We start from the raw sequence: 21,866 nt of genomic DNA on the forward strand, positions 1-21,866 counted from the left end.
TTCTCCCCCGTGTCACTGCTTATGGCAAAATGTCGCCTTGGGCTGTACATCATGAATTTACTCGCAATCGAATCTTCCACTGAATTTCTGTCACTGGCCGTGCAAACCGCGGCCGGGGTAACTGCTTTTCATGAGGCCACCGGGCCTGCCGCTTCACAGCTTATCCTGCCCGAGATCCAGCGCTTGCTGGCAGAAGCAGGCATTCAGCTGGCTGAACTGGATGGTCTGGTCTATGGCACGGGCCCAGGCGCGTTTACTGGCGTGCGGGTGGCGGTCGGCGTTACGCAAGGGCTGGCATTTGGTGCTGATTTATCCGTAGTCGGTGTGAGCTCTGTGCAGGCGGTCGCGCAAGCCGTATGGCTGGAAACACGCGCTGAAAAAGTCATCGTTTGCCTCGATGCGCGCATGGGCGAGGTGTATCATGCAGCATTCATCCGGCAGCAAGATGGCTGGCTGCAAGTGTCACCAACTATGGTGTGTAAACCCCATGAAGTGCCTGCTGTTGAAGGTGGCGATTGGCTGGCTGCCGGTGCTGGCTGGGGCGTATTTGGTGAAGTATTATCTGCACAATATTCGCAACAGATCAGCCAGGTGCGCGCCGATATGATGCCGACTGCACAAGCCATGCTGACGATTGCCACGCCACAGTTTCTGGCGGGTGACGCACAACCGGCACAACAGGCTGCCCCGTTGTATATACGCAACCGCGTGGCGCTAACGGCTGCCGAGCGCGCGCAAGGACAAACTTTGTAGAGCTGAGATCATGAGCGCACTGCCCCAGCATCAGCCGCAATTCCGCGTGATGTCCTATGAGGACCTGATCGCCATTTGCCGCATTGAGCCGACGATATACAGCCATCCCTGGACTTATGGTAACTTCAAGGATTCACTGGACTCCGGCTACAGTGCCTGGGTCATGGAAATGTCGGGTGAGATCGTCGGTTATGCGCTGATCATGATGGTGCTGGACGAAGCGCATTTGTTAAATATCAGCGTCAGTCAGCATTACCAGGGCCAGGGCTTGGGACGGGCATTGCTCGCGCACATGATAGCGGTTTCCAGGCGGCGCCTGGCGACAAACATGTTTCTGGAAGTGCGCGCGAGCAATACGAAAGCGATAGGCTTGTACGAGGCGATGGGGTTTTGTGAAATGGGTATCCGTCGCCATTATTACCCGACCAGACAGGGGCGTGAAGACGCTGTGTTGATGGGAGTAGCATTATGAAGGGCAGCACAGTGAAACGTATAGTTGTTTGGGGTACTGCATGAGTCTGGTGCGCGAAGATATGCTGCGCGAACTGGAGTTATTGCCTGTCTGGCGTTTGCGCACCCCGATAGCGGCGATTACTTTGCCCGACACTGTCGCACTGGCGCCAGTCGACCTTGTTGCTGAGCCGCCTTTAGAAAAAGCTGCTGAGTTATTACCCGAGGCCATGATCGCAGAGCCTGTCATCAATGAGTTTGTGATCGCTGAGTCTGTTTTCTCTGAGCCTGTGATCGCATTACCACCTGTTGAAGAAATTGCTACCCCGCAATTAACCACGACTGAAATTCAGCCCGAGCAAATCAGTGCAGGGCCAATGATTGAATCACCCTGGTTTTTGTTGTGTCCGCAAGCCAGTGATACCACGGCACAGCAGTTGTTGCAAAACATAGTGCAAGCCCTGAAATTGCCGACTGAGGCGCTACATATTGCTTATGAACAAGTTAGTGTCACGCAAGTGCAAAGTCGTTTTGGTATCCTGTTTGGCCTGCAAGCCGCTAATCGCTTCCTGGGAACCAATCATGCCGAGATCGCTTCTGTCAGGGGCCAATTGCTGACGCACGCAGGCCTGACTTATATCGTTACCCATCATCCGCAGGCCATGCTCGAAAATCCTTTACTAAAAAAACAGGTCTGGCATGATTTGTGTCTGCTACTCGCGCAAAAGCAAGACTAATCTAAAAATACCATTAGCAAAGCAATAACACGGCAAAAATATAAAACCGGGCTGGTTGAAGCGTGGCACCAAGCCCCCATATCAATGACATCCATTTGAGAGGAATATTCTGATGCGTCAAATTTTCAAGATTGTGCTGTTGGCCGGGGTGTTAACCCTGTCTGGCTGTGGCTATAACCAGTTTCAATCCCTGGATGAAGAAGCCAAGGCGAGCTGGGCCGAAGTGCTGAATCAGTATCAGCGCCGTGCCGACCTGGTGCCTAACCTGGTTTCTACCGTCAAAGGCTATGCCAACCATGAAGAAAAAGTGCTGACCGAAGTGACTGAAGCACGTGCCAAAGTGGGTAGCATGCAAGTGACGCCGGAATTGCTGAATGACCCGGAAGCATTCGCGAAATTCCAGGCCGCCCAAGGTCAGTTGACCAGCGCACTGTCACGCTTGATGGTGGTTTCAGAGAATTATCCTAACCTGAAAGCCGATGCCAGCTTCCGCGATTTGCAGGCACAGCTGGAAGGCACCGAGAACCGTGTGACGGTAGCGCGAAACCGCTATATCGAAGCAGTGAAACAATACAACGTGACGGTGCGTAGCTTCCCGAATAATCTGACCGCCATGATGTTTAACTACCAGCCAAAACCATCCTTTACTGTAGAAAATGAAAAAGCGATTTCATCTGCACCAAAAGTAGATTTTGGCGATAAGTAATTGTTCATGGGGTTGAAGTCTATGGGCTTGGTCTGGCTGCGCACGCTGCTGATTTGCGGCTTGCTGATGGCAGGCATGAACAGTCATGCCGCCAAAGGGCTAGTCGATATCCCGCCACTCAGCAGTGCCGTCACTGATCTGACGCAGACGCTTTCGGCTGAGGAGCAGACGGCGCTCAACGAGAAGCTGTCGCAATTTTCGCAACAGAGCGGCTCACAGATTGCCGTCTTGTTATTGCCAAGCACGCAGCCGGAAGATATTGCGCAATTTGGTATCCGCCTGGCAGACGCATGGAAGATAGGCCGCGAGAAGCAGGATGATGGTGTGATCGTAATTGTGGCCAAACAAGACCGTAAAATGCGGATCGAGGTCGGTTATGGTCTTGAAGGCGCTATCCCCGATGCCGTCGCCAAACGCATTATTGCCGAACAGCTCACACCGGCATTCAAGCAGGGCCAGTTTTACCAGGGCCTGCACGTGGCAACAGATACTTTGATCCAACTGATCCAGGGCGAACAATTGCCCGCCCCAGCCAAAGGCCAGGCGGCAGCCGGGCAGCAAGGCTTCATGCACTTATTGCCTATCCTGATGTTTGCTGCTATTTTCCTCGGCGCCATTCTGCGCGGCATGCTGGGCTCATTTTTTGGTAGTGCCCTTACTGGCGGCGCGCTTGCCGTGCTGGCAGGTTTCCTCGGTGCAACGCTGTTGATCATGGGCCTGGTCGGGCTGGCCGCATTTATATTCACCTTAGCCATGGGTGGTGGCCAGGGCGGCTTGCCTATAGGCGGGTTCCCGGGCGGCTTTGGTGGCGGAGGCGGCGGCCGCGATATATTCAGCGGCGGTGGTGGTGGCTTTGGTGGCGGTGGCGCGTCAGGAGATTGGTAATGAGACCCGTACATCCTTTCAGGCGATTTTTCCGACATCTCACCAGTCATCCATGGCAGGTCAAGCGTCATTTCTCGCAGGATGCTTTGCAACAGATCGAACAGGCGATCGCGGCAAGTGAGCACTTGCACGCTGGCGAAGTGCGCGTCGTTATTGAGTCAGGCCTACCACTTTCTGCCATTCTGCAAGGCATATCGCCACGTCAACGGGCGATACAACTGTTCGGGCAGCTGAATATCTGGGATACTGAACACAACAACGGCGTGCTGATCTACCTTATGCTGGCGGACAAAGATGTAGAAATTGTCGCTGACCGTGGCATACACCGGCATGTGCGTGAGCAGGGCTGGCAGCAGATTTGCCAGCAAATGGAAGGGATGTTCAGAAGTGGGCAGTTTGAAGAAGGCGTCACACACGGCATTACCGCGATTGGCCAGCATCTGGCCGCACAATTCCCTCCCGAAGCGACCCCGCGCAACGAGCTGTGCAATCACGTGCTGGTGCTCTAGTATATTGCTGGCCTGGAGCATGCTCGCCCAGGCTGACCTTAAAGATATATATCGCATCTACCACACTCAGCCCAGCCTGGAAGCCTTTGAAATCTGCCAGGGTGGCGGCTGTACCCAGTCTGATCAATTGCAACTAACCACACCCGAGTGGGAAAACGTAGTGCAACTGTTCACTCCCCAGGCTGAAACTGCCGAGCAGGAGCGCACGCAGATCGCCAATGCCATCGGTATGCTCGAAGACATCATAGGCACCAAGATAGGCACCACCGCAGACCGCGCTGGCACCTTTGGCAATCGCGAATACCAGCATCAGCAAGACTGTAACGATGAAGCCATCAACAGCACCACCTATATACGCCTGATGCAACAGGCTGGCCTGATACGCTGGCATACCATTCTGGATACACGTACCCGCAAATTCTTCTTTACCGGCTGGCCGCATACGGCGGCGGTGATCCGTGAAAATGACAGCCAGGCCGAGTTCGCTGTCGATAGCTGGTTTTACGACAACGGCCATGCGGCTGTGATTGTGCCGATAGCACAATGGAAAGACGGCTATATTCCGCAGGATAGCCCTATCCATCAGCGCGAATCCAATCAGGAAAACGCAGAGTAAGTATCTACACGTAAGTCCGCCCGGGGGATATGTTTAAAGCAGCGTACATTTTCAGATACTGCTTCGCATCCTCGCCGTCCTTAAGCATGGTCCGATTGTGGTTTTGTATGGGGACAGCATGGTTTGGGTTTCTGTGGCGTCTCGATTGCTGCCTGTCATCCGCCTCCCGCTGCATTCAACGCGATCACAAATTCCGCGTTTCCCCAGCTTATTTGCTGACTGCCACCGCAATTAAGGCTAAAATTCGGCCTTTAGAATTCTGTTAGAACTCCATTCTTATGCGCGCCTCACAATTTTTCATAGCTACCCAAAAAGAAGCTCCTTCAGATGCCGAACTGATCAGCCATAAACTGATGGTCAGGGCCGGGCTGATCAAAAAACTCGGTAGTGGCTTGTATAGCTGGATGCCGCTGGGGTTACGCGTGTTGCGCAAAGTAGAGAATATCGTGCGTGACGAGATGAACAAAGCTGGCGCTTTGGAGTTGTTGCTGCCAGCGGTACAACCAAAAGAATTGTGGGAAGAAACTGGCCGCTGGGCGGTGTTTGGCCCGCAAATGCTGAAGATCCAGGACAGGCATGAACGCGATTTCTGCTTTGGCCCAACGCATGAAGAAGTGATTACCGACATCGCCCGTAAAGAAATTAGTAGCTACAAGCAGTTGCCGCTGAATTTTTACCAAGTGCAGACCAAGTTCAGGGACGAGATCCGCCCCCGTTTTGGCGTGATGCGCGCACGCGAATTTTTGATGAAAGATGCTTATTCTTTTCATACCAGCGTGGATTGCCTGGTGAATACCTATAACGGCATGCACACGGCCTACAGCAACGTGTTTACACGCCTTGGCCTCAAATTCCGCGCGGTGAAGGCCGATTCCGGTGCGATCGGCGGCGATGGTTCGCAGGAGTTCCATGTGCTGGCCGATAGCGGTGAAGATGCGTTGGCTTACTGTGAGCAATCCGATTATGCGGCCAACGTCGAGATGGCGGAGGGCGTTGCCAACGGTAGCCGTCAGGCGGCGGCTGAAACCATGCGTGAAGTGGATACACCTAAACAAACCACCTGTGTAGATGTCGCGAAATTACTGGAAATACCAGTGAGCAAAACCGTGAAATCTGTGGCTTTGGTAGTAGATGAAGTGTTTACGCTGGCCTTGTTGCGCGGTGACCATCAATTGAACGAAGTGAAATTCGGCAAAGTAGAAGGTGTGCAGAACTTCCGCCTGGCGACCGAAGAAGAGATTCGCGCCAACCTGAGCTGCCCGCCTGGCTTTATCGGCCCGGTCGGTGTCAGTGGAAATGTGCGCGTGATCGCAGATCGCTCCGTTGCCGTATTGAGCGATTTTGTCTGTGGCGCCAATAAGCCGAAATTCCATTTGGCAGGTGTCAATTTTGGCCGTGATTTACCGGAGCCAGTGATCGTCGCCGATATCCGCAATGTGGTAGAGGGCGATATCAGCCCGGATGGCAAAGGCACGCTGAGTTTGTGCCGTGGCATCGAAGTCGGGCATATTTTCCAGTTGCGTACCAAGTATTCAGAGGCGATGCAGGCGACTTATCTGGACGAAAACGGTCAGTCGCAAGTGATGGAAATGGGCTGTTACGGCATAGGTGTGTCACGGATTGTTGGCGCGGCGATTGAGCAGGGCCACGATGATAAAGGCATTATCTTCCCACGCAGTATGGCGCCGTTTGATGTGGTGATCTGCCCGATAGGCCTGGATAAAAGTGACGCAGTGAAACAGGCGGCATTTGACCTTTACCAGCAGTTGCAGCAAGCCGGCGTGGATGTGTTGCTGGATGACCGGGGCGAGCGTCCTGGTGTGATGTTTGCCGAAAGTGATTTGCTGGGTATCCCGCATCGTATCGTGATTGGTGACCGTGGCCTGGCCGAGGGTAAAGTGGAATATAAAGGGCGCACTGATACTGAGGCACAAAACTTGCAAGTAGCTGACAGTGTTGCGTTTTTACGTGACAAACTTGGTCAGTAACTGAAAGCGTTTAGTCATTCTGTTTGGCGTCTGAACCGCTTCTGGAATAGATAGAATAGGTAAGATGAACAAAGCATATGTTTTACCTTCTGCGATGGTGTTGGTCGGCCTGTTATTGTGGTCGACGATGGCCGTTGCCGGTAACCAGAAAGAAGAGCCTTTAGCCAACAGCGTTAAATCGCTGATGCAAAAGTCTGTCAGTGATCTGGCGGCACCGCGCTTGTTATTTGACACTGAGCAGACGGCGCAGCAATGGTTGCAGGAGATGTCGGTCAGGCTGGCGAAGCGCATGCCGGATATCCAGTATCGTGAAGACTTCCTGAAATCTGTGCACTACGAAGCCACCCGTGCAGGGCTGGACCCACAACTGGTGCTGGGCCTGATACAGGTGGAAAGTGGTTTCAAAAAATATGCGCTTTCCAGCGTCGGTGCGCGCGGCTATATGCAGGTGATGCCATTCTGGGTGAAAAGCATAGGTGCCAACGAACATAACTTGTTCGATATGCGCCTGAATCTGCGGTACGGCTGCACGATTTTACGCCACTACCTGGATATTGAGCGCGGGGATTACTACCGTGCGCTGGGGCGCTATAACGGTAGCCTGGGCAAGCCAGAGTACCCTAACCTGGTAGTGGGGGCCTGGCGTCATCACTGGCATTACGATACCCCCTTGAAGCTGAATATCGCCAGTCAGTAAGCACTGACTTGGTCAATAAAAAACCGCGCAATAGCGCGGTTTTTTATTGCTGGCAATATGTTATAAGGATACTTATTTTACGACTTTAAATCCGTAATAAGTGCCAAACTCGCCTTCGTTCTCGTGATAAACGAACAGCATGCCGTTGCTGTAACCGGCGCCATTAAAGTGATTGTGTGACCGCAGCTTCATGGTTTTTGGCAATGCACTTTTACCGACATATTGGCCTGTCAGGTCAAAAATCAATACCGCTTTATGGTCAACGTCGAGCAAGGCCAGCTCATTACCAGCCACACCGGTAAAACCAATAAAGTGGTCGCTGACATCGTCGTAAGCCACTTGCGCCTTGCTGAAATCAAGTTTGATCTCTTTTAGCTTTTCGCGCTGCTTGGCATCCACCACAAATACCAGGTTGCCATGCTCCTGCTTGGCATAGTAGTGATTGGTCGCCGGGTCGTAGCTGGGCATGGTGCCCGCATCGCCAAAAGCCGGGTTGAACTGCGAAATGTCACTTGAGCTGGTAAGCACTTCGCCCTTGTCATTCACTTCGAGGCTGAAAATGCCCGTGTTAGGTGAAAAACCAGCGGCGGTGGAAATGTTATAAGTGATGGTTTCCAGCTTGTTGGAATTGGCGTTGTAATACAGTGAGCGGTTATCAAAACCAGGCTTGGCGGAATTCACATATTGCCCGCTGCCTGTGTACGCATGCACTTCCGATTTTGAGATAGGCGCCTCGAACTCAGTGCCCATAGGCGCCAGGCCGCCATCCGCAATGTAGTAATGCTGGTTGCCGGGTAAATAGGCCACCGTCATCGGGCGCGTGGTCGGTTTTTTCACCAGCGGGATTTTAATGCCGACTTCAGCCTCCGGCAGGATCTCTGCGTAGCTGGTGAGGGACAGGCATAGCAGTGCCAGTCCGCCCAGTGTATTTGTGTTCAATTGCATATCTCCGTGATCCTGTTTTATAAGTGTTGTATAGACGCTATTTTAAGCGGCAAGTTTACGAAAGCGCTGATTTTGTCCGCTTTTGTCGCCATACGTTGTTGCTCGTAAATAAATTCTCCTTGTATATCAAATATATACTTCGTCAAATTTTCAACTCGCGCTAGGTCTGACTTAGAAATGACACCGAACCAGCACTTCCTATGATTTTGTGTGATGGTACACGCGTAATCAGCATGGCGTCACCGTAACTGAAAAAACGATATGACTCCTGAATGGCATGGGCATAAGCGCGCTTGAGCAAATCATAGCCGCCAAACGCAGAAACCAGCATCATCAACGTGCTCTTCGGCAGATGAAAGTTAGTAATAAGCCTGTCTACCAGTTGAAACTCAAAACCGGGCGTGATGAAAATATCCGTTTCGCCATGGTGCGCAAACAGCTTACCTGCGCGCGCGGCGCTTTCCAGCGTACGTAAAGAAGTCGTGCCCACTGCTGTGACGCGTTTGCCAGTTGATCTGGCTTGCAGAATCGCGGCGATGGTTTCTTCCGGCAGGTGATACACCTCGCTATGCATATGATGCTCAGCAATATTGTCCACCTTTACCGGTTGAAAAGTGCCAGCGCCCACATGCAGGGTGACATAGCGCACATGCACGCCTTTAGCGGTAAGCGCGTTAAGCAGTGCTTGATCAAAATGCAGGCCTGCGGTTGGCGCCGCGACTGCGCCCGCATGTTTGGCAAATACGGTCTGGTAACGCGTATCATCGGCAGCATCCGCCGCATGCTCGATATAAGGCGGCAGCGGCAATTGACCATAGCGTTCCAGAAAGTCATACCAGGAAGCATCGCCTAACAGGCGAATATGAAACATATCTGCATGACGCCCCAACACCTCCGCCTGATAGCCATCCGCTAAATGCAATAGGCCGCCCGCTTTGGGTGAGCGCGAAGACTTGATCTGCGCATAAGCCTCCTGCGGCTCGAATACGCGATCTATCATCACCTCAATATTGCCGCCGGTGGCCTTTTGCCCAAACAGCCGCGCTTTAATCACTTTGGTATCGTTAAGCACCAATACATCACCGGCTTCAAAATGGTCACCGATCTGGCGGAAAAAATTGTCTTGAATCGACTCCGTAATCGCATTGACCTCCAGCAGGCGACTTTCGGAGCGATCAGGAAGCGGATGTTGTGCAATCAGGTGTGGCGGCAGATAAAAATCGAAATCTAGAGTTCTCATAAAGCAAAATTATGGTTATAATAGCGGTCTTTGAAGTCCTACATTATATCCCATGCCGGGATGGCGGAACTGGTAGACGCACTGGACTCAAAATCCAGCGCCGCAAGGCGTGCCGGTTCGATTCCGGCTCCCGGCACCACTGATATAAACGGCAGTTGAAAATGGCTTTAAATCATTGATTTAAAGCCATTTTTACGTCTATCGACTGCCCACAAAATCACCTCATATTTGTTCAGTTCAATAAGGCCTGCCAGCTAAATGGCAGTGGCAATTAGTATTTCTAAAAATTGGTTGAAATTGGCTGTAAAAAACCATTTTTATCCAAAATGGCTGTATTCAACCCGAATTAATTCGGGAAAAATTCCCTAGTAAAGATTTTTATAATTGAGAATCAGTCTCTTAATGCAAAAGAATGTAATGGCACGCGTTTTGCACATATTTACTAAAATGTAAAATTTTGGTGATGGGATATGAGCGATACACTTGCATGGTGCGGAATTGATTTAAAGTGGGCTTATACAGTGGAGCTGAGACGCATTGGCCGCAGGACGGCGTGCGTGCAGCGTGCCAAGGATATTTTGCATGATGCATTGGTGTTTTTTGCGGTGTCGAGTAATCCCGCCCGTGAATCCTCTCCTGAAGCTTATCTGAACGGCATCGTTAACCATCTGATGGTGGATGAATATCGCTATCGCACCCGTTTTGTCGAAGAAGATCAAATTGACGAAACGGCGATGATCCTTGAGTGTTCGCCTGAGCAGATCTACGAAACGCGGCAGATGCTTTACAACCTGCAGCGTATTGTCGATTTGTTGCCAAAAAAGTGTCGGCAGGTGTTCTGGTTGTATCATGTGGATGAAATGAAACAAAGCGACATTTCTACCCACTTGGGTATTAGTACCAGTATGGTCGAAAAACACCTTATTCGTGCTATGCTAGATATCCGCGCGTTCCAGCAAAAAATGGCACATTAATCTTACATGCTTAAATCAATGACAGTCAGCGAAGTGGCAGCCAGATGGTATCTGCGGATGCGGGAGCATTCTCAAGGTACACCTGAACGCGACGCTTTTGAACGCTGGCTGGCAGATGATCCGCGTCACGCTTCCGAATACGAAAGTATCACGCGCGCCATGCACCGGATGAGCTCACCTGAGTCCTTATCCACGCTCGCAGATGAAGCAGAGCAACATGCCTTTTTAGCGCAGGAAGCCAAGCGTAAGAACAAGCAACGCCGTGTCGGGCAGCTGTTTCTTGTCTCTCTGCTTTGCATCATGAGCTTTGTCTTCCACCAGCAATACCTCGATTGGCAGGCAACGCCTGTCATGCAATTGGCTGCGCAAAATCCGGTGGGACAGATCGCCTATAAAACCCTGGATGACGGCACCCGTGTGGCACTCAGTGCCAAGAGTGATATGGAAGTCACTTATTATCGCCATGAACGCCACGTGCTGCTTAAAGAGGGTGAGGCCATCTTTGAAGTCACCAAAGACCCTGATCGCCCATTTATTGTAGAAACTGATACTGCGCGTGTCACCGTGCTAGGTACGCGTTTCGCTGTGAACAAATTAGAACAGTTAGTGCGCGTCAGCGTAGACCATGGCACTGTAAAAGTAGAGCCTAAAGCAGATGACACGCAACTCAATGCCACCGAACCGCGCATCATCACTAATGGCCAGGTGGTCGAAGTCTATCCAAACCATGCGACTGTACTCGTCAACCGCCCTGCATCAGATGCCTTCTCTTTCCTCAATGGTCGTCTGGTGTTTGATCGTGCAGATATCAATGAAGTCGCGGCCACTGTCTCACGGTATCGTCAAAAACCTGTGCATTCATTAGGCAAAGATATCCGTAATATTTCAGCAGATATCAATATCCGGGATATAGACCAGTTTTTGCGCGGCTTGCCAAATATCGCCCCGGTGACCATTAAAGAAACACCGCAATATACCTTGGTTAAAGGTCAGTGATCAGGCCGTTACCTAAAGACAAAGGTGCTGTTTAGGCACCTTTTTTTACATCAGCTAATCAGCTGAAAATTCTGTATTTAGCTTATCAATTCAATTCTTTAGCGCATGCTATGAAGCTTGCATTTTTGCGCTTAGCAGCGACTCCAATCCTTCCTTAACATTAAGAATCACGCTCTCCCAATCACCAACCTCAGGTTGCCTGAACAACGTCGCTGTCGGGTACCAAGGCGTATCATCCCTGTCTAGCATCCACCGATAGTCTGGTAAGTATGAAATCAGTATCCAGACATTCTTCGCCAGCGCCCCCGCCAAATGCGCGACTGAAGTATCCACCGTAATCACTAAATCCAAACAATCCACCAGCGCTGCGGTATCAGAAAAATCAACTAATTCCGCTGAGTATTGCTTGATTTGATTCAGCCTGGATAAAGTCACCTGGTCTTGATCTCTCACTTCCTTCTGTAGCGAGTAAAGCGCTATTGGCAAGTTGAATAAAGGTGCTAATTGTTCTAATCGAAGGCTGCGATCATGATCTTTTTTATGGTCTTTAGAACCAGACCAGACCAAGCCTACTTTTAGTTGTTGAGAGGCGTGAGCAAGCTTATCTTCCCAATAATGTTTTTTCGTTTTATCAGCATAAAAGTAGGGCACGCTATTAGGTACGTTTTCTATTGTTGTCTTCAATGCCAGCGGCAAACTCATGATCGGGCAATGCAAGTCAAATGCATCTACCTTTTCATCTTTCGTCACAATCCTGGCATTTAGTCCCATTGTTTTTATCATAGAAATCAATGGCGCTGGCACATTGAGAATGACTTTTGCACCCAGCTTTTCTACCAAAGGCACATAACGACAAAACTGAATAAAATCCCCTAAACCTTGCTCAGGGTAAATGTATAAAACTTTATCAGCGATAGCCTCATTACCTATCCATAAAGGTTGCTTGTAATCAGGGTAAGATTCTTTTTGTCCTTTTCTATGGCGGCGATATTCGTATAACTGCCAACCCTCTTCCCATTCACCCATCAATATTTTTAAAAGTGCTTTATTCCAATAGGGGTCAACTGATTCGGGATTAAGCGCAATGGCTTTATCAAAGTTTTCGATGGCTTCGTCAAACTTTTCGAGCCCCTGTAATGCCAGACCACGGTTAGCATAGGTATCCGCAGAGTCTGGGTTTAATGCGATTGCTTGCTCATATCCAGATACCGCGTCGTCAAAGCGTTTAAGCTCCTGCAAGGCATTGCTTTTACCATTGTGGGCATCAGAGGAGCTTTGATTAAGTGCGATTGCTTTTTCATAGCTTAAAAGGGCTTCATCAAACCTTTTAAGCTCCATCAATACGTTGCCTTGACCATTGTAGGCATAAGCATAATTAGGATTAATTTCAATGGCTTTTTGAAAGCAGGCCAAGGCTTCTTCAAATCTTTTGAGCTCTATCACAACGTTGCCACAGTTGTTATATGCATCTACATAATGGCTGTTAAGCGCAATGGCTTGATGGTAACTTTCATAGGCATCTCTAAAGCGTTTAAGCTCATTTAATATAACGCCACGGTTGTAATGCGCTTCTGCATGACGAGGATTCAGACTGATTGCATGGTCGTAACTTAAGAGTGCTTCCTCATATTTTTTCAGCTCTTTGAGTATATTCCCTCGATTGTTGTAGGCGTTTGTATAGTTGGCCCTTAACTCGATTGCCTTCTCGTAATCCGCTAACGCTTCAGCAAATCTTTCATGCTTCTCATGCAAAATTCCACGGTTGTAATAAGCCTCTGCGTAATTTTTATTTAAGGCTATCGCTCTATTGTAGTCATCATAAGCATCATTCAATCGCCCAAGCGCAAACAAGGCGGCACCACGATTGCCATAAGCAGTAAATTGGTTAGCGTCTATCCCTAATGATTTTTCTACGTACACCAATCCCGATTCATATTTACCTTGCTGAAATTCAATCATCGCCAAATTATTCAAGAGGCGAGGGGCATTGGGATATGTGCTCAGCAGGATGAGATATAAGTTTTTAGCATCAGCGACATTCCCGCTCTGATGAAAGGCAAGTGCTTGTTTAAATTGTAAATCTTGTTGTAAATCGTTCATTGAATACCCTAAATATTTGCGATCGAAATACGGGGAAATCTGCGATTTCTTTTTTATTTATAACCGATTTTTTGAATATTAAAAACCTGCGGTGTTGGTTTTAATGATTCTGTAATGAGTTTTTTTAAAATTCTCACCCGACCATAAATGTAAAGTTGAGTAAACAACGTCAGGTTTTTCTCTCTCCCAGAGATGAGTCTATATGGAGGGAGATTCAGGTGAGTAAAACAAAAAATATTAAACAATGTGCAATGTACGCATTGTTTGTAATTTGGGGGGGGCTTTCAGTACAGCTTGTGTGTGCTGAAGCATTGAATAAACAACTGCCAAAACAACAGGAGGAAACGTTCAGTGTACCTATCAATATTGATATCCCTCAGCAGCCGTTGGCTAACTCGTTGCATGCTTTAGGCAAAGCCACAGGAATGAGTATCTCCTTTCCTAATGATATTGTTTCTGGCAAAACTGCGCCGGAGGTGCGAGGCCGGATGACGCGTAGTGAGGCTTTGCGTAGGGTTCTCGGGGGGAATGACTTAGTCCCGAAGATCGAAGGTGAGAATGTATATATCCAAAAAGCGCCTAAAACAGATAACAAAAATGTGCAGTTAGACAAAGTTGAAGTACGTGCCAAGCGTTTTTATGAAGTTGGCCCACTTCCTGGTTTAGGTCTAACCAAAGAAGAAATTCCCGGCAATGTTCAAAGTATTTCAGCAAAAGAAATTAAAGAGGCTCACTCAATAAGCCTAGCCGATTTAATGAATCAAAAACTGCAATCAGTGACAGTGAATGACTACCAAGGCAATCCATTCATGATGGATGTGCAATATAGGGGATTCACTGCAGGCCCACAGATTGGCACACCTCAAGGGCTCTCGGTGTTTTTCGATGGCATCCGCGTCAACGAGCCATTCGGGGATGTCGTGAACTGGGACATGATTCCCATGAATGCATTAGCTGGATTGGACGTTTTCCCTGGCTCAAACCCAATCTTTGGTTTAAACACCTTGGGTGGTGCATTCTCCATGAAAACTAAAGATGGATTTAGCAATTCAGGCGCAGATGCAGAAGTACTGACGGGTTCATTTGGAAGAAAGCAATTGCAGGCAGAGGGTGGCTGGAACAACGGCACTATTGGTTTATTTGCAGCTGGTAACTTCTTTCTCGAGGATGGTTGGCGGAAAAACTCTCCAAGTAAAGTGAATCAACTGTTTACTAAAGCCAGTTTCCGTGGCGAAAAACTGGATCTTAACTTTAGCACTTTGTTGGTAGGTAATGATTTAACTGGTAATGGATTGATTCCCAGCGAGATGTATGAAAGAAACAAGACTGATGTTTTTACTAGCCCTGATGAGACTAAGAACAGGTTAAGTCAGTTTCAGCTAAGCGGTAGTTATTTTGTAAATGAGACTTTCACCATTACTGGTCAAGTACATCGTAGAAACAGCAGGCGTCATCAAAAAGGCACGGATGTGATGACGGATTATAGTGACTCTCTGACCGCAAAGCGCACGCCGTCCGCTTCAGAGCAATTTACGTGTTTATACAGAACAAGCCCGGCGGGTGCGTATAGCGCAATCAGTCAAGCTAACCGTTATGGATTGCCGGACTATGTGGTGATTCCAGTTTTATATAACAATCCAGGAACGAATCTCGACTTCGAGGCTAGTAATTTTGCTCAAGATTATAACAATGGCACTTTAGATATTAATAACTATACCGACCTCATTAATACGGAGCTCCCCGCAGAAGTGTTAAGAGCTTATCAGTATGTATATCAACAATGGAAAAACTTTAGTGAGGAAAATATTTATAGCAGGGGTAATACTCCCCCTCCTTTCGTTGGAGCGAATGATCCGGGTTATTTTAATGAGGCTAGTTATACAACAGATTTTTCCTATGTACGCACACCTAGCGATGTCGGTGGTGTCGTATATGACGGAACTGCTGGTAATTATTTTTTTAGTAGGGATCCAGGCAACGCTAATATTATTTACAAAAATTATGTGATGGTGTTGGCGCCGCTAAACTCTGCAGACTGTTTAAATCCTGCTCCCTTGGATGAATTTGATTTCAATAATTTTGTACCTATATACGTTGATGGCGTGTCATTAGGTCAGCCGGGGGTGGTAGCGGGCACACCAACTGCCCTAATTACAGACAACAACATTGATCAAGTCAAAGATGGAGTTTCAGTTCAATTCAACTGGAATTTTGAAAAGCACAAATTTATGGTGGGTGCCTCTATTGATTCCGCGAATGCTGATTACACTAATTATCAACGTTTAGGCTTTTTGGATGCTGAACGTAATGGCTACCTAGACCCAGCACAAGCACACCCACAATTTGCGGCTGCATTTGTCCCACTAGCAAATAATAATTTTGAAGGCACTAGTATTACCAAAAGCCTTTACTTTAGTGAGACATGGACTCCAGTTGAGACGCTGCATCTGAGTGCATCTGGTAGGTACAACCAAACTTTTACAAAAAATAAAATTGCCACTAGAAGTGGATTTGCGAATTACAGCATTGGTGACCTAATCGCCGAGCCAGACAGATACAACATATGTGGTGATACCAATGGCGACGGGCAAGTGACAGCTGCAGATTGCGCTGGCATCCCGTTGGGCTATCGTCCTCTAAATTTGAACCGAGTGCTGGATAAACCCGAAACTGAGAAGTTTAGTTATTATTCTTTCAATCCTTCATTAGGCGTCAGCTGGCAAGCAAAAGAGAGTTTGAACGTTTATGCAAACTGGGCGAAAGGCACGCGTGTACCAAGTGTTATTGAGTTGGGCTGCGCTTTTGATAAAACGCCTACCTTGGGTGCTGGTGGCAAAATGATTCCGAGAAGTCTTGCTGAAAATAGACAGTGCACCCTTCCTACCAGCTTGTCTGGTGACCCTTACTTACCCCAAATTCAGGCGACCACTTACGACATTGGTTTTCGTGGAAATCTATCACGCTTACTTGGTATTGATGGTTTGCAATGGAATCTGGGAGCTTATCAAACTGATCTAAAAGATGATATTTACTTTGTGGCAGTGGGTAACGGAGCCGGCTTTTTTGACAGTATAGGCAGGACACGCAGGAGAGGTGTTGAAGCAGGGTTGTCTGGTAAAAAGGATCGATGGGGTTTCCGCCTGAACTATGCGTTAACGGACGCCACTTTTGAAGACAGATTCCGCATGATTAGCATAGATAACAGTAGCTCCGTCAATAAGAACGATGGGTATGGCGAAGCGATTGATGTAGAACCGGGCAGCAAAATGCCAGGGGTCTCATTGCATAACATGAACGCAAACCTGAGTTATGACATGACTAATCAATGGACTGTAGGCCTCACTGCTGTGGCTCATTCAGAGAGTTTCTTGCGGGGGAATGAAAATAATCAACATCAACAAGGCGTTGCACGTTCAATTACCTACACTGACCCTGCGAACGGACCGGTGACTGTGATTCGCCCACCAACGAGCAACCCTGGCAAAGTGTCTGGCTATACAACATTTAATTTTCAGACGAGTTATCGATTTAATAAAGAGTGGACGGCCACCATGTTGATTAACAACCTCTTTGACAAAGAGTATTTCAGTGCTGGTCGCCTAGGTCGTAATCCATTCTCTCCGAGTATTAATGGCGCTATTGGCCCGGATGGGTATAACCATAATTCTGGAGACTGGTTAAGTACTAACTTCATTGCGCCAGGGGCACCGCGTGGGGTTTGGTTTAGTTTGAATTGGCATTTTGTGCCGGATTGATTGTCGGGAGAAATTCCTGAGGAGTCTTATGTGGATTTTGTAAGAATATTGTATTTGTGAAATTCAAAGAATTTAGCCTCGATCAGAGTTGGACTTACAAAGATCAATTAAATGGGCGATTTTTTGTTTCAACAGCCACAAGAGCCTGCTAATCGTATCTCTTTGTTTAGGGAGTTAAAAATGAAAAAAATAGCATTGAAGTTTGCGATTGTAAGTGCATTATTTGTATCGGTAGAAATAAACGCGGGCTGGCTAAATGTTCCAGCTACCGGCTTCTCAGGTTCAGCCTATACCAATTGCTACAATGCCGGGCGCATTGCACCTAATCCAAAAGGAAACTTTGGTTCATATCCAATAATTGCTGCTCAATATCCTTCAGCCGGTGTTAGCGATACATGCTGGACTAATGGGCCACTTACAGAGGCATCTTTACCTCCCTTTGATAAGTCAGGAGCAGCTTTCACAGGCTTTACTCAAACAGGGAGTGTGACACGATCAATTCCCAATCCAATTGGAGGTAGTCCAATTGGAGCAGTTTTTGATAAGTATTGGCGCAATCCAACAACTAACACATGCTTAATCGCTACCCGTCTTAGGATGTATTATGCTGATTCGGATGTTGCTTCTGGAACCCAGCTTTTTGAAGTGAATGATGTGGTACGGAGTGGTTTTAGTGGGGCTAATAATACTTATATTGCTTATGCATTCCCAACCAATCTAACCCCTATCACAATAATGTTACCTGTTTACCGTGTTGGTCGAACTTTTACTTCGGTTCAACACCGAGCACTTAAATATGACAACCTTGCTAATAAATCTCAAAATGGAATTAATTACCTAGACTTGCCAACCACAAATACTGTGGTAACTGCCACAAGCGGCGAGCCCATTGGTATCGGGGCTGGTGTTGCAGCCTCAACCACTGCTGCCAGTCAAGATGCTGTCGTGAATAGTAACCACCTGGATTTCACCACTGGAATTAATTTCGATACAAACCCTTACTCGGCAATTACATATATTGAAGTATCTTGCGATGCTGAGCCGACAGAGCAAGCAGGTGCTATCAGGCTGCGTCAAACAGGTCAAGAAAATGCAACATTGAAAACAATTGATATGACTGGCTATGCGGTTGACACGCCTTAGCATCTGAGATTGTTGCCTATTGAACAACTGGGTGGCATTTGTGAGCTGCCTATCTTAAAAATGAATTTAAGAATTCTCCTCAAGCGACTAGAACTCACTAGGGACTAACGATTGTGGTGAATTGGTGTTGCAGGCAGCCACAAATGCCTGCTAATTGTACCTCTTTAATTCTGGAGTTAAAAATGCAAAACTTAACATTGAAGTTAGCAGTTATTGGAGCATTATTTGTTACGGGGCAAGCACATGCAGGTTGGGTCACAGTACCATCGACCGGTTTTACAGGTTCAGCATATACAAATTGTTATAACGCTGGACGTACAGCAGGGAATCCCAAAGGAAACTTTGGTTCATATCCACTTGTAGCAGCTCAATATCCGTCAACGGGCGTAAGCGATACGTGTTGGACTAGCGCACCATCTACTGAGGTGGCATTACCCCCGGTAAGTCGATCAGGTTCTGCATTCTCTGGATTTACACAAAGTGCAGTTACAACTCGCTCAATTCCTAATCCCGTTTCTGGCGGTGCAGTGATTGGCCAAGTTGTTGATAAATACTGGCGTAACCCTACAACTAATGTGTGTTTAATTGCAACGCGCGTAAGAATGTATGATGTAGATTCTGATGATGCTGCTAATAAGCAACTATTTGAAGTGAATGATGTGGTACGTAGTGGCTTTAGTGCATCCACTAATGTCTATATTGCTTATGCATTTCCATCTAACCTTACGCCAATTACAGTAATGTCCCCAGTTTACCGAGTAGGTAGGACTTATACATCTGTTCAACATCGCGCTTTGGCCTATAACAACAATACTAATAAAGGCCAAAATGGCATCAATTATCTCGATTTGCCAACAGCGGTTAGCGTGAATACAGCAACTAGTGGTGAGGCCACTGGGATTGACGCTACTACAACGGCATCGACCTCAACTGCTACACAAGATGCTGTCGTTAGAAGCAATCACGTCGACTTCACTATGGATGCTGTATTTGCTGATGATGATGGAACGACAAACGCTTACTCTGCAGTTGCATATGTAGAGGCGTCTTGCGATGCTGAGCCGACAGAGCAAGCAGGTGCCATCAGACTGCGTCAAACAGGTCAAGAAAATGCAACATTGAAAACGATTGATATGACTGGCTATGCAATCAGTGCAACCACGCCATAGTGGATTTAGTGGTATTTAATTATTAAACAATAGCAAGGCAGCTAAACTGCCTTGTTCCTAAAATTAGGAGTAAAAATCATGGCTGTGAAAATTTTTAATACTACCGAAATTGAGTATACGGGTACTGCGAACGCTGATTTAATTATAGGTAATAACCTGGGTAATTATATCGATGGTGGCGACGGTAACGATATCATCGTGGGTGGTAGTGGTAATGATAGTCTTACTGGTGGTAATGGAAACGATATTCTCATTGGTGGAGATGGTAATGATGGCTTATTTGGTGGGGCTGGAGATGACATACTTTATGGTGGTGCTGGACAAGACTTTCTGGTTGGAGGATCAAGTACGCTCGGAGACGAAACGGTCGATGGAGACTTGTTCATTGCGACATCAGATGATTTTTTGCTAGGTGATAAAGGGAATGATACCTTTGTGATTGGTAGCGAGGATGATGCAACAGGCGTAATGGTCTCTGGCGGCGTGTCTGGGCTCGATAATGAAGGCAACGTCGCAAGATATATCGGCAAAGTAGAAGCTGAAGAAGGTAATGAAGATGCTGGTTTTCTCGTCTTTGATACTGTGACAGGTGAGTTTGTTGAATTGGATGATGATATAGCGGGAGAAGTTGAAACTGATGTGCGTTTGAATTTTGTTACACGCCCAGGTTCCTCGGCTATAAGTACATTTGCATCATCAATTGCTGGTTACAACGCAGTAGATACGCTTGCATTCACTGAGTCTGGTGAATTTGAAGAAATCATTTTCTCTGGTATCGAGCGTATTGAGTTATCAAGCGGCGTAAGTATCACTTTGGAAGCCGAGCAATTAGAAGAAAACGGTGAGTCTCTTGCTTTAGGTGAAATCAACCCAGGCACTCACATCTACGGTGTTGCCGGCGGAGATGTTGAAAACGTTACTCTGGAACTTGAGTTTGAAGAAGAAGAGTTTGAACCAGCAGCTTCCATTGTTGGTGCCACTCCGGTTACATACGACAAAGCGGTATTTGAGGTGGATGATTTCTCTGTTGCTCACTTGTACCACAACGTAGATGTTACATACGACGCCTCAGAAGGCGTAGCTGGTAGTTTCACTCGTATCGACGGTGCGAATGAAGGTAGCGATGCGCACGAAATCGTGCTGGGTAGCGAAGGTGTTGATTACGCGACCATGCGTTTGGGCGATGACACTGTCTATGGTAATGGCGGCAATGACCTGTTGATCGGTCATGGCGGTGCTGACTACCTGGATGGTGGTACAGGTAATGACATTTTCGTGATTGGCGGCTTCGGCAGTGGTGTGCAAGGCACTACTTCTAAAGCAGATGACGGTAACAAAGAGTGGATCGCTACTGGCGCTAAGCACGATGTGATCGTTGGTGGTGATGGCGTAGATACGCTGCGTATCACAACCGGTATTGGCGCAAACACCAAAGCAAACGGTACTGTTGTGCTTAACAACGACAACTTCAAGTCTATGGAAGTCGTGCAAGTGGGCGGTACAGTTGGTCGTTTGAACGTTGAAAATACAGATTTACAACTGTTGAATGACCACTACTACTTTAAAGCCAACGGTACAGTGGCTGACCTCTCCAACACCCTGGGTAACAACGGCGGCACCATCAACAATGTGGTGGTTGATGCTTCTGGCGTGACAACCAATGGTCTGCGTTTTGAAGGTAATGCTAACCAGCAGACCTTTATCGGCACCAGCAAAGCTGACGTGTTTGTTGGCAATGGTGGTAACGATACGCTGACTGGTGGTGGCGGTGCTGACAAGTTTGTATTTGGTAAAGTGTATGAGCAAGTGGTGACAGGCTCTGCAACCACTGTGCAAACTTACACCAACACTGCGTTCAACCTGACTGGTGTAGATACCATCACTGACTTTACACGTGGCACTGACAAGCTGGAATTGCACCTTGATCAGTACAGCAAACTGGCTGGTTTTAACGCCAGCATGCTGCGTGTGAACTCAACTGGTACACCACAAGATGCCAATGACTACCTGGTTTACAACACCACAACCAAAACCCTGAGCTATGACGCTGATGGTAATGGTAGCGGTGCTAAGGTAGATATTGCCATTCTGACTGGTGTTAACACTCTGTCTACTTCAGACTTCATCATCGTTTAATTGCGATAGCTGTGGGCGACCTAGCGTCCGCAGTTTTTTGTTAAAGAAATACCCTGGTGAACAATGT

General features: G+C 47.8%; 18 protein-coding genes and 1 tRNA gene. 16 read left to right on the forward strand and 3 right to left on the reverse strand.

The genetic code is table 11. From position 1 onward, the window contains the following. The first annotated feature begins 51 nt into the window (after window positions 1-51). From tsaB to ACTS9Y_RS09045, 9 genes are all read left to right on the forward strand, one after another. Entirely contained in the window at window positions 52-753 is a 702-nt protein-coding gene (gene tsaB / locus ACTS9Y_RS09005) for a tRNA (adenosine(37)-N6)-threonylcarbamoyltransferase complex dimerization subunit type 1 TsaB (protein ID WP_442585604.1), read from the forward strand. A 10-nt stretch (window positions 754-763) separates the two neighbouring features. Continuing rightward, window positions 764-1,225, forward strand: a complete 462-nt coding sequence (gene rimI / locus ACTS9Y_RS09010; protein WP_442585605.1) for a ribosomal protein S18-alanine N-acetyltransferase — start codon at window positions 764-766, stop codon at window positions 1,223-1,225. Window positions 1,226-1,265: 40 nt separating this feature from the next. Further along, on the forward strand, window positions 1,266-1,940 hold the full coding sequence (locus ACTS9Y_RS09015; protein ID WP_442585606.1) for a hypothetical protein: 675 nt from the start codon (window positions 1,266-1,268) through the stop codon (window positions 1,938-1,940). 112 nt (window positions 1,941-2,052) lie between these two features. Continuing rightward, a complete protein-coding gene (locus ACTS9Y_RS09020) occupies window positions 2,053-2,646 on the forward strand; it encodes a LemA family protein (protein WP_442585607.1) in 594 nt (197 codons plus the stop codon). Window positions 2,647-2,652: 6 nt separating this feature from the next. After that, on the forward strand, window positions 2,653-3,531 hold the full coding sequence (locus ACTS9Y_RS09025) for a TPM domain-containing protein (protein ID WP_442585608.1): 879 nt from the start codon (window positions 2,653-2,655) through the stop codon (window positions 3,529-3,531). Next, window positions 3,531-4,040: a TPM domain-containing protein gene (locus ACTS9Y_RS09030; protein ID WP_442585609.1), complete on the forward strand. Its 510-nt coding sequence runs from the start codon at window positions 3,531-3,533 to the stop codon at window positions 4,038-4,040. The genes ACTS9Y_RS09025 and ACTS9Y_RS09030 overlap by 1 nt, the downstream gene beginning before the upstream one ends. Before the next feature lie 19 nt (window positions 4,041-4,059). Continuing rightward, entirely contained in the window at window positions 4,060-4,656 is a 597-nt protein-coding gene (locus tag ACTS9Y_RS09035) for a hypothetical protein (RefSeq protein ID WP_442585610.1), read from the forward strand. A gap of 278 nt (window positions 4,657-4,934) precedes the next feature. Further along, window positions 4,935-6,644, forward strand: coding sequence for a proline--tRNA ligase (locus ACTS9Y_RS09040; protein WP_442585611.1), 1,710 nt, complete (start codon window positions 4,935-4,937; stop codon window positions 6,642-6,644). A 94-nt stretch (window positions 6,645-6,738) separates the two neighbouring features. Then, window positions 6,739-7,341: a lytic transglycosylase domain-containing protein gene (locus ACTS9Y_RS09045; protein WP_442586932.1), complete on the forward strand. Its 603-nt coding sequence runs from the start codon at window positions 6,739-6,741 to the stop codon at window positions 7,339-7,341. A gap of 72 nt (window positions 7,342-7,413) precedes the next feature. On the opposite strand, the gene ACTS9Y_RS09050 is transcribed toward ACTS9Y_RS09045, so the two are convergent. Both ACTS9Y_RS09050 and queA read right to left on the reverse strand, forming a co-directional pair. Next, a complete protein-coding gene (locus ACTS9Y_RS09050; protein WP_442585612.1) occupies window positions 7,414-8,286 on the reverse strand; it encodes a hypothetical protein in 873 nt (290 codons plus the stop codon). A 160-nt stretch (window positions 8,287-8,446) separates the two neighbouring features. Then, window positions 8,447-9,526 (reverse strand): tRNA preQ1(34) S-adenosylmethionine ribosyltransferase-isomerase QueA, encoded by a 1,080-nt coding sequence (gene queA, locus ACTS9Y_RS09055; RefSeq protein ID WP_442585613.1) that lies wholly within the window; start codon window positions 9,524-9,526, stop codon window positions 8,447-8,449. 54 nt (window positions 9,527-9,580) lie between these two features. Here queA and ACTS9Y_RS09060 point away from each other — a divergent pair. The 3 genes from ACTS9Y_RS09060 to ACTS9Y_RS09070 all read left to right on the forward strand — a co-directional run bounded on the left by ACTS9Y_RS09060 (window position 9,581) and on the right by ACTS9Y_RS09070 (window position 11,496). Beyond that, window positions 9,581-9,665 (forward strand) — tRNA-Leu (locus ACTS9Y_RS09060). A gap of 331 nt (window positions 9,666-9,996) precedes the next feature. Then, window positions 9,997-10,500: an RNA polymerase sigma factor gene (locus ACTS9Y_RS09065; RefSeq protein WP_442585614.1), complete on the forward strand. Its 504-nt coding sequence runs from the start codon at window positions 9,997-9,999 to the stop codon at window positions 10,498-10,500. Between the two features lie 18 nt (window positions 10,501-10,518). Further along, window positions 10,519-11,496 (forward strand): FecR family protein, encoded by a 978-nt coding sequence (locus ACTS9Y_RS09070; protein WP_442585615.1) that lies wholly within the window; start codon window positions 10,519-10,521, stop codon window positions 11,494-11,496. Window positions 11,497-11,604: 108 nt separating this feature from the next. Here ACTS9Y_RS09070 and ACTS9Y_RS09075 read toward each other — a convergent pair whose 3' ends face one another. Beyond that, window positions 11,605-13,596: a tetratricopeptide repeat protein gene (locus ACTS9Y_RS09075; RefSeq protein WP_442585616.1), complete on the reverse strand. Its 1,992-nt coding sequence runs from the start codon at window positions 13,594-13,596 to the stop codon at window positions 11,605-11,607. A gap of 251 nt (window positions 13,597-13,847) precedes the next feature. On the opposite strand from ACTS9Y_RS09075, the gene ACTS9Y_RS09080 reads away from it, so the two are divergent. From ACTS9Y_RS09080 to ACTS9Y_RS09095, 4 genes are all read left to right on the forward strand, one after another. Further along, window positions 13,848-17,351: a TonB-dependent receptor domain-containing protein gene (locus ACTS9Y_RS09080; RefSeq protein ID WP_442586933.1), complete on the forward strand. Its 3,504-nt coding sequence runs from the start codon at window positions 13,848-13,850 to the stop codon at window positions 17,349-17,351. A gap of 180 nt (window positions 17,352-17,531) precedes the next feature. Then, a complete protein-coding gene (locus ACTS9Y_RS09085) occupies window positions 17,532-18,494 on the forward strand; it encodes a hypothetical protein (protein WP_442585617.1) in 963 nt (320 codons plus the stop codon). Between the two features lie 182 nt (window positions 18,495-18,676). After that, entirely contained in the window at window positions 18,677-19,663 is a 987-nt protein-coding gene (locus tag ACTS9Y_RS09090; protein ID WP_442585618.1) for a hypothetical protein, read from the forward strand. A gap of 78 nt (window positions 19,664-19,741) precedes the next feature. Next, window positions 19,742-21,799, forward strand: a complete 2,058-nt coding sequence (locus tag ACTS9Y_RS09095) for a calcium-binding protein (protein WP_442585619.1) — start codon at window positions 19,742-19,744, stop codon at window positions 21,797-21,799. Window positions 21,800-21,866 lie beyond the last annotated feature (67 nt).

Origin of the sequence: Methylophilus sp. (assembly GCF_052173275.1) — a bacterium.
Lineage (GTDB): Bacteria > Pseudomonadota > Gammaproteobacteria > Burkholderiales > Methylophilaceae > Methylophilus.